At 60.1% G+C, this 12,417-nt stretch carries 14 protein-coding genes; 7 read left to right on the plus strand and 7 right to left on the minus strand.

Translation table 11 applies throughout. The annotated features are described in order from the left end of the window. Positions 1-67: 67 nt before the first annotated feature. From QA644_RS20350 to deoA, 7 genes are read left to right on the plus strand one after another with little or no spacing between them, the layout of a single operon-like run. Positions 68-1,579, plus strand: a complete 1,512-nt coding sequence (locus QA644_RS20350; protein ID WP_283070291.1) for an ABC transporter ATP-binding protein — start codon at positions 68-70, stop codon at positions 1,577-1,579. Between the two features lie 7 nt (positions 1,580-1,586). Continuing rightward, on the plus strand, positions 1,587-2,690 hold the full coding sequence (locus tag QA644_RS20355) for an ABC transporter permease (protein ID WP_074066263.1): 1,104 nt from the start codon (positions 1,587-1,589) through the stop codon (positions 2,688-2,690). Positions 2,691-2,700: 10 nt separating this feature from the next. Continuing rightward, positions 2,701-3,672, plus strand: a complete 972-nt coding sequence (locus QA644_RS20360) for an ABC transporter permease (RefSeq protein WP_283070292.1) — start codon at positions 2,701-2,703, stop codon at positions 3,670-3,672. A 3-nt stretch (positions 3,673-3,675) separates the two neighbouring features. Continuing rightward, positions 3,676-4,065: a cytidine deaminase gene (locus QA644_RS20365; RefSeq protein WP_239596114.1), complete on the plus strand. Its 390-nt coding sequence runs from the start codon at positions 3,676-3,678 to the stop codon at positions 4,063-4,065. After that, the gene (locus QA644_RS20370; protein WP_283070294.1) at positions 4,062-4,871 is read left to right on the plus strand and encodes a purine-nucleoside phosphorylase; all 810 of its coding nucleotides are present in this window, start codon (positions 4,062-4,064) and stop codon (positions 4,869-4,871) included. Before QA644_RS20365 ends, QA644_RS20370 begins: the two co-directional genes overlap by 4 nt. Next, the gene (deoC, locus tag QA644_RS20375; protein WP_074066267.1) at positions 4,864-5,640 is read left to right on the plus strand and encodes a deoxyribose-phosphate aldolase; all 777 of its coding nucleotides are present in this window, start codon (positions 4,864-4,866) and stop codon (positions 5,638-5,640) included. Before QA644_RS20370 ends, deoC begins: the two co-directional genes overlap by 8 nt. A 2-nt stretch (positions 5,641-5,642) precedes the next feature. Further along, entirely contained in the window at positions 5,643-6,950 is a 1,308-nt protein-coding gene (deoA, locus tag QA644_RS20380) for a thymidine phosphorylase (protein WP_074066268.1), read from the plus strand. Here the strand turns inward: deoA and QA644_RS20385 are convergent, their stop codons facing one another. The 7 genes from QA644_RS20385 to QA644_RS20415 all read right to left on the minus strand — a co-directional run bounded on the left by QA644_RS20385 (position 6,951) and on the right by QA644_RS20415 (position 12,375). Further along, positions 6,951-7,487, minus strand: a complete 537-nt coding sequence (locus tag QA644_RS20385) for a TIGR02281 family clan AA aspartic protease (RefSeq protein WP_283070295.1) — start codon at positions 7,485-7,487, stop codon at positions 6,951-6,953. A gap of 161 nt (positions 7,488-7,648) precedes the next feature. After that, the gene (gene upp, locus QA644_RS20390) at positions 7,649-8,278 is read right to left on the minus strand and encodes a uracil phosphoribosyltransferase (protein WP_022713305.1); all 630 of its coding nucleotides are present in this window, start codon (positions 8,276-8,278) and stop codon (positions 7,649-7,651) included. 79 nt (positions 8,279-8,357) lie between these two features. Further along, the gene (locus QA644_RS20395; protein ID WP_283070297.1) at positions 8,358-9,356 is read right to left on the minus strand and encodes an adenosine deaminase; all 999 of its coding nucleotides are present in this window, start codon (positions 9,354-9,356) and stop codon (positions 8,358-8,360) included. Next, positions 9,353-10,573: a phosphopentomutase gene (locus tag QA644_RS20400; RefSeq protein ID WP_074066271.1), complete on the minus strand. Its 1,221-nt coding sequence runs from the start codon at positions 10,571-10,573 to the stop codon at positions 9,353-9,355. Before QA644_RS20400 ends, QA644_RS20395 begins: the two co-directional genes overlap by 4 nt. 91 nt (positions 10,574-10,664) lie before the next feature. Then, positions 10,665-11,249, minus strand: coding sequence for a TadE/TadG family type IV pilus assembly protein (locus tag QA644_RS20405; protein ID WP_283070299.1), 585 nt, complete (start codon positions 11,247-11,249; stop codon positions 10,665-10,667). Next, positions 11,249-11,830, minus strand: coding sequence for a TadE/TadG family type IV pilus assembly protein (locus QA644_RS20410; protein WP_283072421.1), 582 nt, complete (start codon positions 11,828-11,830; stop codon positions 11,249-11,251). Before QA644_RS20410 ends, QA644_RS20405 begins: the two co-directional genes overlap by 1 nt. 131 nt (positions 11,831-11,961) lie before the next feature. Beyond that, positions 11,962-12,375, minus strand: coding sequence for a pilus assembly protein N-terminal domain-containing protein (locus QA644_RS20415; RefSeq protein ID WP_194728655.1), 414 nt, complete (start codon positions 12,373-12,375; stop codon positions 11,962-11,964). Positions 12,376-12,417: the final 42 nt, after the last annotated feature.

A 12,417-nucleotide genomic window follows, 5' to 3' on the forward strand; every position in this document is an offset into this window, starting at 1 on the left:
CGACTGAGATGGGCGTATGGCGGCCAGATTTTTCCGCCATACGCCCTTTTCGTATTTGGAGCCTGCAGTGACAGACACGCCCGCTATTGAACTTGTGGGCATCGATAAGAAATTCGGTGCCGTTCACGCAAACAAGGACATCAACCTTACCGTCGCCAAGGGCACGATCCACGGCATCATCGGGGAAAACGGTGCCGGTAAATCGACGTTGATGTCGATCATCTACGGTTTTTATCACGCCGATGCCGGGGAAATCCGCGTCAACGGCACGCCGGTGACCATCCGCGACAGCCAGGCGGCGATCGCAACCGGTATCGGCATGGTTCACCAGCACTTCATGCTGGTCGATAATTTCACGGTCCTGGAAAACGTCATGCTCGGCGCCGAAGGCGGCGCACTGCTGGCAAAGGGCGTTGCGTCTGCTCGCGCCGAATTGAAACGTCTTGAGAAGGAATACGGGCTCGAGGTCAATCCGGATGCGCTGATCGAGCAGCTCCCGGTCGGCCTGCAGCAGCGCGTCGAAATCCTCAAAGCCATGTATCGCGGCGCCGAAATCCTGATCCTCGACGAGCCGACCGGCGTCCTGACACCGGCTGAAGCCGACCACCTGTTCCGCATCCTCAAGGTGTTGCGTGACGAGGGCAAGACCGTCATCCTCATCACGCATAAGCTGCGCGAAATCATGGCCATCACCGACACCGTCTCGGTGATGCGCCGCGGCGAAATGGTCGCGACCCGTAAGACCGCGGAAACGACGGTCGAAGAGCTCGCAGAACTCATGGTTGGCCGCCGTGTTCTTTTGCGTGTCCAGAAGGGCGAGGCGACGCCCGGCGATGTACTGCTGTCGGTCCGCAACCTGACAGTCAAGGACAATCGCGGCGTGACGATGGTCGACAACGTCTCCTTCGATGTCCGGGCTGGCGAAATCGTCGGTATTGCAGGCGTGGCGGGCAACGGCCAGTCGGAGCTGCTGGAAGCGATCGCGGGCATCCGCAAGCCGCATTCCGGCGAGATTTTCCTTGACGGCCAGCCGATCGACAAGGCCGACGCGGCGCGACTGCGCGAGCTGGGCCTAGCCCATATTCCCGAAGACCGCCACCATATGGGACTCGTGCTGAAGTTCGAGGAATACGAGAACTCGGTTCTCGGCTATCACCGCAAGCCTGCCTACAGCAGAGGCCCGCTGCTCGATCTCGATGCGATCCGCAAGGATGCCATGGAGAAGATCGAGAAATACGACATCCGCCCGCCGAACCCGCGGCTGAAGACCGCCAATTTCTCGGGCGGCAACCAGCAGAAGATCGTGGTTTCCCGCGAAATCGAGCGCGACCCTGCCGTGCTCATTATTGGCCAGCCGACACGCGGCGTCGATATCGGCGCCATTGAATTCATCCACCGCCGCATCATCGAGATGCGCGACGCGGGCAAGGCGATCCTGCTCGTCTCCGTCGAACTCGATGAAATCCGCGCCCTTTCAGACCGTATCCTTGTCATGTTTGCCGGCCATGTCGTCGGCGAGAAGACGCCCGATGCCGGTGAACAGACCCTCGGCCTGATGATGGCCGGCATTGCCGCGTGAGGCCTTAATGAGCACTGCTTCTGTTTCTCTTCCAAATTGGATCACCTACGGTCTCATCCCGGTTTTGAACCTGATCGTTGCCTTCCTGATCTCCGGCGTTGTCGTCTGGCTGATCGGCGAAAGTCCGCTTGGTGCTCTTTCTTTGCTGATCGAGGGCGCGCTCGGCAGCGGCGAAGGCATTGGGTTCACACTGTATTACGCCACAAGCTTCATTTTCACTGGCCTTTCGGTCGCGGTTGCGATCCATGCCGGTCTCTTCAACATCGGCTCGGAAGGTCAGGCCTATCTCGGCGGACTTGGTTGTGCACTGGTTGCGCTGGCGCTCGACCGCTTCGTGCCCTGGTATGTCACCATGCCGGTTGCCGTCGTCGGTGCTGGCCTTTTCGGCGCCGCCTGGGCATCCATTCCAGCCTTCCTCCAGGCAAAACGCGGCAGCCACATCGTCATCACGACCATCATGTTCAATTACATCGGCGCGGCGCTGATGGTTTACCTGCTGGTCCACGTGCTGATCGTCCCCGGCAAGATGGCGCCGGAAACGCGCACTTTCCTCGAAGGCGGCCAGTTGCCGAAGCTCGGATGGGTGATGAACCTCTTCGGTGCGAAGCTCGGGGCCGCGCCGTTCAATGTCTCCTTCATCATCGCCCTTGTCGCCGCCTACTTCGTCTGGCTGCTCATCTGGCGAACGAAGCTTGGATTTGAGATGCGCACGCTCGGCGCCAGCCCCACTGCCGCCTCCTATGCAGGCATTCCCTATGCCCGCACGGTCATGATCGCTATGCTGCTCTCTGGCGCGCTGGCCGGCATGATGGCGCTGAACCCGGTCATGGGCTCTTCCGCCCGCCTGCAGGTCGAGTTCGTCGGCGGCGCCGGTTTCGTCGGTATTGCCGTCTCGCTAATGGGACGCAATCATCCCGTCGGGATCATCTTCGCGGCGATCCTTTTCGGCATCCTCTATCAGGGCGGCGACTGGGTGTCCTTCGAGATGCCGAACATTACCCGCGAAATGATCCTCGTGATTCAGGGCCTGGTCATTCTCTTTGCAGGCGCGCTCGAATATATGTTCCGCCCGGCGCTCGTCCGCGTCTACCAACAGTTCAAGGCCAAGTGAGGGGCGGACGATGGATTACTACGACATCCTTATCAACGTTCTGAGTTCGACGATCCGACTCTCGATCCCGCTGATCTTTACCGCCCTTGCTGGCCTCTTTTCCGAACGCGCCGGCGTCTTCGACATCGGTCTCGAAGGCAAGATGCTGGGCGCGGCCTTTGCCGCCGCCTGCGTTGCATACATCACCGACTCGGCTTGGCTCGGCCTTGTCGCGGGCATCCTCTGCTCTGTCGCGCTGAGTTTGGTGCATGGCTTTGCATCGATCACCAATCGGGGCAACCAGATTATCTCGGGCGTTGCCATCAACTTCTTCATCGCCGGGATCACCATTGTGCTTGGCCAGGCCTGGTTCGGTCAGGGCGGCCGCACGCCGCAGCTCTCCCCGGCAAGCCGGTTCTCGCCAATTACGCTTCCGGGCGCAGACGCGATGCGGGAGGTTCCGGTCATCGGTCCGCTCTATTCGAACGTGATCTCCGGCAACAACATCCTGACCTACCTCGCATTCCTGGCAGTTCCGCTTTCCTGGTGGATCCTCTTCAGGACGCGCTTCGGGCTGCGCCTTCGCGCCGTCGGCGAAAATCCCGGAGCAGTCGATACAGCCGGTATCTCGGTCAGTTGGCTGCGCTATCGTGCCGTCATGTGCGCCGGCATTCTGTGCGGCTTCTCGGGCACCTATCTGGCGATCGCGCAGTCGGCGGCCTTCATCAAGGATATGTCGGCGGGCAAGGGTTATATCGCCCTTGCCGCCCTGGTCTTCGCGAAATGGAAACCGGTGCCGGTGATGTTCGCCTGCCTGCTCTTCGGCTTCCTCGATGCGCTGGCGAACTTCATGCAGGGTAAGCAGGTGCCGCTGATCGGCGCAGTACCGGTTCAGATATTCCAGGCTTTGCCGTATATTCTCACCTGCATCTTGCTTGCTGGATTCATCGGCGTTGCAACTCCGCCGAAGGCTGGTGGCGTCCCCTATACGAAGGAGCGTTGAAACTTGTCACACGACCTTTTCGAAGCCGCCCGCGGAGCCATGGCCTTTGCCCACGCGCCCTATTCCAAATTCCCGGTCGGTGCGGCGATCCGCGCCGAGGACGGCAAGGTTTATACTGGCGCCAATATCGAAAACCTCTCCTTCCCGCAGGGTTGGTGTGCCGAGCCGACGGCCATCAGCGCCATGATCATGGGCGGAGCGAAGAAAATCGTCGAAATGGCGGTCATTGCCGAGAAGCTGCCGCTTTGCCCGCCTTGCGGCGGCTGCCGGCAGAAGATTTCTGAATTTGCGTCGAAGGATACGAAGATTTATCTTTGCGATGAGATGGGCGTGAAGAAGACCATGACGATGGAAGAGCTTCTTCCCTTCAGCTTCGAGGCCGAACTCGGATGAGCGCCGCCATCGATCTGCTCGTCGGCAAACTCGGTGGGCTCGTGCCGCGTCACGGCATCGTGCTCGGCTCCGGCCTTGGCTCGCTGGTAAGCGAACTGACGGATGCGGTGCGAATTCCCTATCGGGATCTGCCGGGCTTTCCTGTCAGCGCCGTCTCCGGGCATGCGGGCGAGGTCGTTGCCGGTCGTCTCGGCGGCGTGCCTGTCATCATGCTGTCGGGCCGCGTCCATTATTACGAACAAGGCGATGCCAACGCCATGCGGCTGCCGATCGAGGTGCTGAAAGGCCTTGGAGTGCAATCGCTGTTCTTAACCAATTCCGCAGGCTCGCTGCTTGAGGAGATGGCGCCGGGCTCGGTGATGCAGATCACCGACCACATCAATTATTCCGGCATGAATCCGCTGATCGGCGAGGAAAGCGACCGCCGCTTCGTCGGCATGACGAGCGCCTATGATGGCGACCTTTCCGTGTCCATGCGCAAGGCGGCCGAGAAGCTTGGCATCAAGCTCTTTCACGGCGTCTATATGTGGTTTTCGGGACCAAGCTTCGAAACGCCTGCGGAAATCCGCATGGCGCGGTTCCTCGGTGCGGATGCCGTCGGTATGTCGACCGTACCGGAGGTCATCATCGCTCGAATGCTGGGTTTGAGGGTTGCCGCAGCTTCGGTAATCACCAATTATGGAGCTGGCATGACGGGTTCCGAACTCAGCCACGAAGAAACAAAAGACATGGCGCCCGTCGGCGGCGCGCGTCTCGCCGCAATCTTGAAGGAAATGATTGCGGGTGGAGGAAGCGATAATGAATAATCACTCGCAGAAGGAGACGGCAGCTGTCGCGCTGTCGCTGCTTGATCTCACCAATCTCAAGGACGATTGCACGCAAGAGCAGATCGATACGCTTTGCGCCCGCGCGCAGACGCCCTACGGGAATAGTGCCGCGATCTGCATCTGGCCACGCTTCGTGGCACATGCCCGCACGGTTCTCGGCAAAGGTCATCCGGTCCGCATCGCAACGGTCGTCAACTTCCCGTCCGGCGAAATGGAAGTGGCCGATGTCGCCGCTGAAACTCGGGAGGCAATTGCGGACGGTGCGGATGAGATAGATCTGGTCATTCCCTACCGCAAATTCCGCGACGGTAACGAAAAGGCCGTAATCGACATGGTGACGGCGGTGCGCGCGGAATGTACCGGTGGCGTATTGTTGAAAGTCATCCTGGAGACGGGCGAGATCAAGGACCCCGGCCTCATTGGCCGTGCGTCCGAACTTGCAATCGATGCGGGCGCGGACTTCATCAAGACATCCACCGGCAAGGTCGCCGTGAACGCGACGCTCGAAGCTGCGGATATCATGATCCGCGCGATCCGCCACAGCGGCCGCAAGGTAGGTTTCAAGCCGGCCGGTGGCATTGGCTCGGTCGCCGATGCCGCCCTTTATCTCAGCCTTGCCGAAACAATCATGACGCCGGATTGGCCGATGCCGTCGACCTTCCGTTTCGGGGCCTCCGGCCTGCTCGATGACATTCTCGCTGTCCTAAGCGGCGTCCAGTCAGCGCCCGCCAAGGCCTCGAGCTATTGAGCATGATCCCGCAGGAGATCATCCGGCAAAAGCGGGATGGCGGTGTCCTTTCCACGGATGAGATTCAGTCGTTCGTTGCGGCCCTTTCCGCCGGTGAGTTATCAGAGGGGCAGATCGGTGCCTTTGCGATGGCCGTCTGGTTCAAGGGCATGTCGCGCGGGGAGACCGTCGCGCTGACGCTCGCCATGGCGGGCTCCGGCGACATGCTGACGTGGCCCGGGATCGATCATCCGATCGCCGACAAGCATTCGACCGGCGGTGTCGGCGATAACGTTTCGCTGATGCTGGCGCCGATTGCGGCTGCTTGCGGGCTTGCGGTACCGATGATCTCGGGCCGCGGCCTCGGCCACACCGGCGGAACGCTTGATAAGTTGGAATCCATTCCCGGCTATCAAATCAAGCCGGATGCTGCTCTTTTCCGCAACGTCGTCAACGAAGCCGGCTGCGCCATCATTGGACAGACGGGCTCGTTTGCGCCTGCCGACGGCAAACTATACGCCGTGCGTGATGTCACGGCGACGGTCGATTCCATTCCGCTGATCACGGCTTCCATTCTCTCCAAGAAACTCGCCGCCGGGCTTCAGACCTTGGTGCTCGACGTGAAAACCGGCAACGGCGCCTTTATGGCAGATCACGATCAGGCAAAGCTTTTGGCGCAATCTCTGGTGGATGTGGCAAATGGGGCAGGGATCAAGACCTCCGCGTTGATCACCGATATGAACCAGCCGCTGGCGGACGCAGCGGGCAACGCCGTGGAGATATGGAACTGCCTGGATTTCCTGGCCGGCAGAAAAGCTGGAACCCGGCTCGAGGCCGTCGTTGTGGCCTTCGCAGCCGAGATGCTGGTGAGCTCCGGTATTTGCCAGTCTCTGAAAAATGGCGAAGTGAAAGCCCGCGAGGCGCTGACGTCTGGCAAGGCGGCGGAGGTTTTTGCCCGCATGGTGCATATGCTGGGCGGCCCGGTGGATTTTGTCGAAAAGCCCGCAAAATATCTGGTGAAAGCGCCGATCGAAAGGCCGGTTCTCGTAAGTGAGAGCGGATGGCTTTCAGCTTGCAATGCGCGCGAGATCGGCATGGCCGTTATCGATCTCGGCGGCGGGCGCCGCCGTCCGGCAGATACGATCGACCATCGGGTCGGCTTTGCCGCTCTGCTGCCGCTCGGCACGCGCGTCGAGAAGGGCGATACGCTCGCGATCGTGCATGCTGCAAGCGAGGCGGCGGCACAAAAGGCAGCAGCCTCGATCGCGTCGAGCTACCGCATCTCCGGCAACGCGCCTTCGCTGCCGCCGGTCATTTCCGGCCGCATTTGATTATTGCTTCAGATTCAGTGAGCCGTCGGCAACGGAGTAAGACTCGAGTTTCTTCAGGAAACTCATGCCGACCAGAGTCGTCGAAAGCGCATCGTCCTTGAGCACGAAGGCTTCCACGCCTTGCACGCGGATGCCGCCGATCTCCATGCGATCGAGCGTGACATGTGCGGCCTTGGTCTGGCCGTTGGCTGTGTTCACGGCATGCCGGAAATCGAGCTGATTGGCACTGTAGCCGAGACGGCGGGCAAGGCTTTCGTTGAGCGCCACATAGGTCGCGCCGGTATCGATCAGGCCCTTCACGGGTCTGCCGTTGATCTTGAAGTCGCCTGTATAGTGTCCCTGCGCATTGGCCTGAAGGCGCATGCGGCCATTACCGGGAACCGGCGCGGGTGTCGTAGGCTGGTCGGTCGCGGTTGAGACGATGTTGGCCGAAGCGGTCTCGGTAGCCGGCTGGCCGCCGTTGCCTTCGACGAAGGAGGGGACTTGAGTGGCGAGTGCGGCGATAATGCTCGCGAAAATGACGATACGCATGAGCATGAACAGAAATCCTGCCTGTATAAACCGCGCCTCATGCGGGCTTGAGTCTTCAAGATCGCTACGCCGCAATTGCTGATAAGTCGCTAATGGCGAAGTTAAAAAGGCCCGGATTATTGCTCCGGGCCTTCGATATCTTTGGATTTGGTAAAGGAAAGCTGAAGTTACTTTGTACCGTACATGCGGTCGCCTGCATCGCCAAGTCCGGGCATGATATAGCCCTTTTCGTTCAGATGGCTGTCGATCGCTGCCGTAAAGACCGGCACATCCGGATGCGCCGAACGGAAATTCTTGATGCCTTCGGGAGCCGCGAGCAGGCAGAGGAAGCGGATATTGTGTGCGCCACGTTCCTTCAGCTTGTCGATCGCGGCAATCGAGGAATTGCCGGTCGCTAGCATCGGGTCGACGACGATGATGAGACGCTCTGCCACGTCCTCCGGCGCCTTGAAGTAATATTCCACAGGCTGCAGCGTTTCGTGATCGCGATAGACACCGATGTGGGAAACGCGGGCAGAAGGCACGAGATCGAGCATGCCTTCAAGCAGCCCATTGCCAGCGCGCAGGATCGAGGCGAAGACGAGTTTCTTGCCTTCCAGGATCGGCGATTCCATCGTCTGCAGCGGCGTTTCGATGGTTTCCATCGTCAGTTCGAGATCGCGCGTCACCTCGTAGCAGAGCAGCGTCGAGATCTCGCGGAGCAGCCGGCGGAAACTGCCCGTCGATGTCTCCTTGCGCCGCATGATGGTGAGTTTGTGCTGCACAAGCGGGTGATCGATGACGATGACGCCTTCCATGGCCTGGCCTTCCTTTAATTGTTCTTATCGGACGTTTCTTTCATGGAAAGCGCCTCAACTGCAAGAGTGGAGGCGATTTTCACGGCATGATCTTCAAGCCCCGGGCGGTTCGAAGGCGGGCGAGCAGCGCCATGCGGGTTGCTTCATCGACGAAAGCCGCTTCGATGCCGGTCCGCGTCAGCTCGTTGATTTCGCTGTCGCTGAAACCGAACGCATCGGCGGCGAGCTCATACTCGCGCTTCAATGAAGTATGAAAAAAGGGCGGATCGTCTGAACTGATCGTCACGCGAACGCCGGTTTCCTTGAACTTGCGCAGTGGATGCGAAGCGAAATCGGGAAAGACGTTCAGCGCAATATTGGAGCCAGGGCAAACCTCGAGAACGGTGCCGAGATCGGCAAGCCGCCTGACGAGGTCTGCGTCCTCGATCGCACGAACGCCATGCCCGATGCGCGATGGACGCACGACGTCGAGCGCATCGGAAACGCTGAAGGCGCCACAGACTTCGCCGGCATGAATGGTGAGGCCAAGACCGGCGTCGCGGGCGATATCGAAGGCGCGGGCATAATCGGCAACGCGCCCCATGCGCTCCTCGCCGGCCAAGTTGAAGCCGGTGATCAGCGGGTTGTTGGCCTTGGCCGCGTATTTCGCAGCCGCGATCACGCGCTCAGGCCCGAAATGCCGCTCGCCGGTGACGATCAGTCGCGATTCGATGCCACTCTTTGCCCTGGCCTGGCGAATGCCTTGGCAGATGCCGGCGATGTAGGCATCTGCACCAAGCCCGATACGCTCGCCGTGGTCGGGTGAAACGATGAGTTCGCTATAGATAGTACCGATCCCCGCAAGCTCCTGCAGATAGGTCTCGGTAAGCAGCGCATAGTCCTCGTCGGTCTTGTAGACCTCGGAAACCTTGTCGTAGCATTCGAGGAAGCTCGCAAAATCATGCCAGACATATGTTCCGTCGCGGAGATAAGCGCTGATGTCGGTATTGTATTTTCGCGCCTGGGCTTCGGTCAGCGCCGGAGGTGCCGCACCCTCCAGATGGCAATGCAGCTCGACCTTCTTCAAATGCGATGTCACAGAAAGCTTCTCCCATGCTGCCCGGCGGCGATGCCGAGATGCCGGGCAACCGTCTCGCCGATATCGGCATATGTGCTGCGAATGCCGATATTGCGCGACTTCAGCCCCGGACCGTAAGCGATGATCGGCACGCGCTCGCGTGTATGATCCGTGCCGCGCCAGGTGGGATCGCAGCCGTGGTCGGCCGTAAGGATGACGAGATCGCCGGGGGCAAGCTTGCGGTGCACGTCCGGCAGCCGCGCATCGAAGGCTTCGAGCGCGGCGGCATAGCCAGGCACATCGCGCCGGTGGCCATAGACCATGTCGAAATCGACAAAATTGGTGAAGACGAGGTCGCCGTCCTTGGCCTCTTCCATTGCAGCGAGCGACGCGTCCATCAATGCGTCGTTGCCGTTCGCCTTGATGACCCTTGAAACACCCTGATGCGCGAAGATATCGCCGATCTTGCCGATGGCATGAACCTTGCGTTCCGCCTTGACGAGACGGTCGAGCAGCGTCGGCTCCGGCGGCGGCACCGAGAAATCGCGGCGATTGCCGGTGCGCTCGAATGTTGAGGAAGTTTCGCCGATGAAGGGCCGGGCGATCACCCGGCCTATGTTGTGGCTGTCGAGGAGTGCGCGGGCGATGCGGCAAAAGCCGAGCAGCCGGTCGAGACCGAAATGCGTCTCATGTGCCGCGACCTGAAAGACGGAGTCGGACGAGGTATAGCAGATTGGCTTGCCGGTGCGGATATGCTCCTCGCCGAGCCGGGCGATGATTTCCGTGCCTGAGGCGTGGCAATTGCCGAGAATGCCCGGAACCTCCGCCGCGTTGCAGAGCGCCTCGATAAATTGCGACGGAAAAGCCTCGCCTTCCGTGGGGAAATAACCCCAATCGAATGTCACGGGCGTTCCCGCGATTTCCCAATGGCCCGACGGCGTATCCTTGCCACGGGAGATCTCATTGGCGCAGCCATGAATTCCGTAGACTTTATCTGGAACCGGCATGCCGGCTGGAGCGCGCCCGGTCGCGGTCTTGGCAATCTGCATCAGGCCGAGGGCCGACAAATTGGGAAGCGAAAGCGGGCCGGACCGCAAGCCTTGCCTGTCGGCAGCGCCGGCCGCGCAAAATTCCGCGATATGGCCAAGCGTATCCGAACCCTCGTCGCCATAGTGCGCCGCGTCCGGCCCGCCGCCGACGCCGAAGGAATCAAGAACGAAGAGAAATGCACGTGCCATCGCAAACCATCAAGCTGGGCGGCTAAAAAGCCGCAATTCCGCTCAGGCATATAATGCTGCCGCAGGCTTGGCAAATTTCAACGGATCGCGATCAGCAATCGCCGCAGGCAACATTGTCGCCCTGCCGCTGGCGGTAATAGTAGGTGCGGCGGATGGTGAGTTCCTGCATGTCGCCTGGAAGAAAATCGGGGCCGAATGCGAACAGCTTATAAGGGATGCTGAGATCGGCCCGCACGAGAAAGCTATCTGCCTTCTGCATGTCGGTCGGAACGCCCGTAACGGTGGAATTTGCCGCGTAGGGCGCCGTCGTCGCGTCGTTTGCCCAAGACCATAGAACCTTGGCATTGGCACCGGCATCGATGGTGATGCCGGTCACTTTGATCTGCATGCCGGTCGTATCGAAGGGCGCGAAAATCGCGCCGGCAAGAGAACTGATATCGCTCAGCGAACTCCTGGTCACATTCTGCTGCTGCGTGATCAGGTCGGCGATCGAGCCGGCAGCGCGGCTGGTGCGTTTGCTGACGTTCAGTCCGATCGTGATCTCGAAGGCGCCGATATAGAGCATCACCAGGACGGGAAAGAGGATGGCGAATTCGATCGCGCCCACGCCGCTGCGATCCCGCCCGAGCCGGACGAGCTTTTCTTTCAACCGTATCAGGGTTCTGCTCGCCGCCATCAGTATTGCTCGTTCTGGAAGGCGGCTGTGGCGACGATAAGGTAGTCGTTCAGCCTCGATCCGTCGGCGGTACGGTATGGGGTGATATAGGGCCGGACAAGATCGGTGACGACCTGCCAGTGGTAGTAGGCGCGAACCATGTTGATCGAGCTTGAGCCGCCGGGTGAATATTGCATCCCTGTCGTATCGAGGCCCGTCGCATTCATCGGAATGGTGGCGGGGATATCGGAGAATTTGCTGAATGTGCGGACATCGAGCCAAAGTTTGTTCGGCGTGGCGATCTCGGTGGTCGAGCACTGGATCAGGATTGAGACTTCGTCGCAAAAGTCCTGCCGGAATGCCGTCCGGTCCTTATAGGTCGTCTGCCCGACGACATTGGTGATCTGTCCGGTCCGCAGCTTGCGGCTCATCGTGTCGACGGCGTTGGACACCAGTTCTTCCGCGGCGAAGGCGATGAAGGTCTCCAGGATTGCGAAGATCACCATGAAATAGGGAATGGCAAGCAGCGCAAATTCTATCGCTGCCGATCCGTCGCGCGAGCGCGCAAAAGCCCGCCATCCGCCCCGCCTGCCGGGCGGCATGCTATCTGCCTGGTGATCATTGGCCGCGACGGCGCCATCCGATGGAACGTTCATGCAGCGATCGTAAAGTGCGTTCGTTGATTTTCCGTTTCAGGGCAGGTCAACAATTTAAGGATGACGACGATCCTGCGTCAGCCGCCGGCATCTGCCGCATTGTTCTGCTGCGTGTGTTGTTCGCAGTTCGGCGTGCAGGAAAGGACGGAGCGATCGGTCTGCCGGTAGACGCGAACCGTGTTGCCTTCGTCGATGGAAACGAGGACGGTCTCGTCGAGTATCGCATTGCCATCGACATCGAGCAGCACCAGATTGGTCGTCCCGAAACTGCGGCCTGTCAGCACGATCGTCTTTGGATCGGCAACGGTCGCGTCGGCAACCTTGGAATTGCCGATGATCACTTTGCTGGCTGGTCGGTCGAGCTTCAAAACACGCGCGTGATCCATATAGACGCGCAGCACGTCTTCCTCGGCGCGCACGGGAGCCTGAAGCCCGCAAAGCACGAGGATGGCTGCCGCGGTAAAGGAGATAGTCTTGCCGCTCGATGGCATAGCGTTCTCTTTATTGGATCCGGATCAGAGTCCGGCAGAAAT

Origin of the sequence: Rhizobium sp. CC1099 (assembly GCF_029714385.1) — a bacterium.
Classification (GTDB): Bacteria; Pseudomonadota; Alphaproteobacteria; order Rhizobiales; family Rhizobiaceae; genus Rhizobium.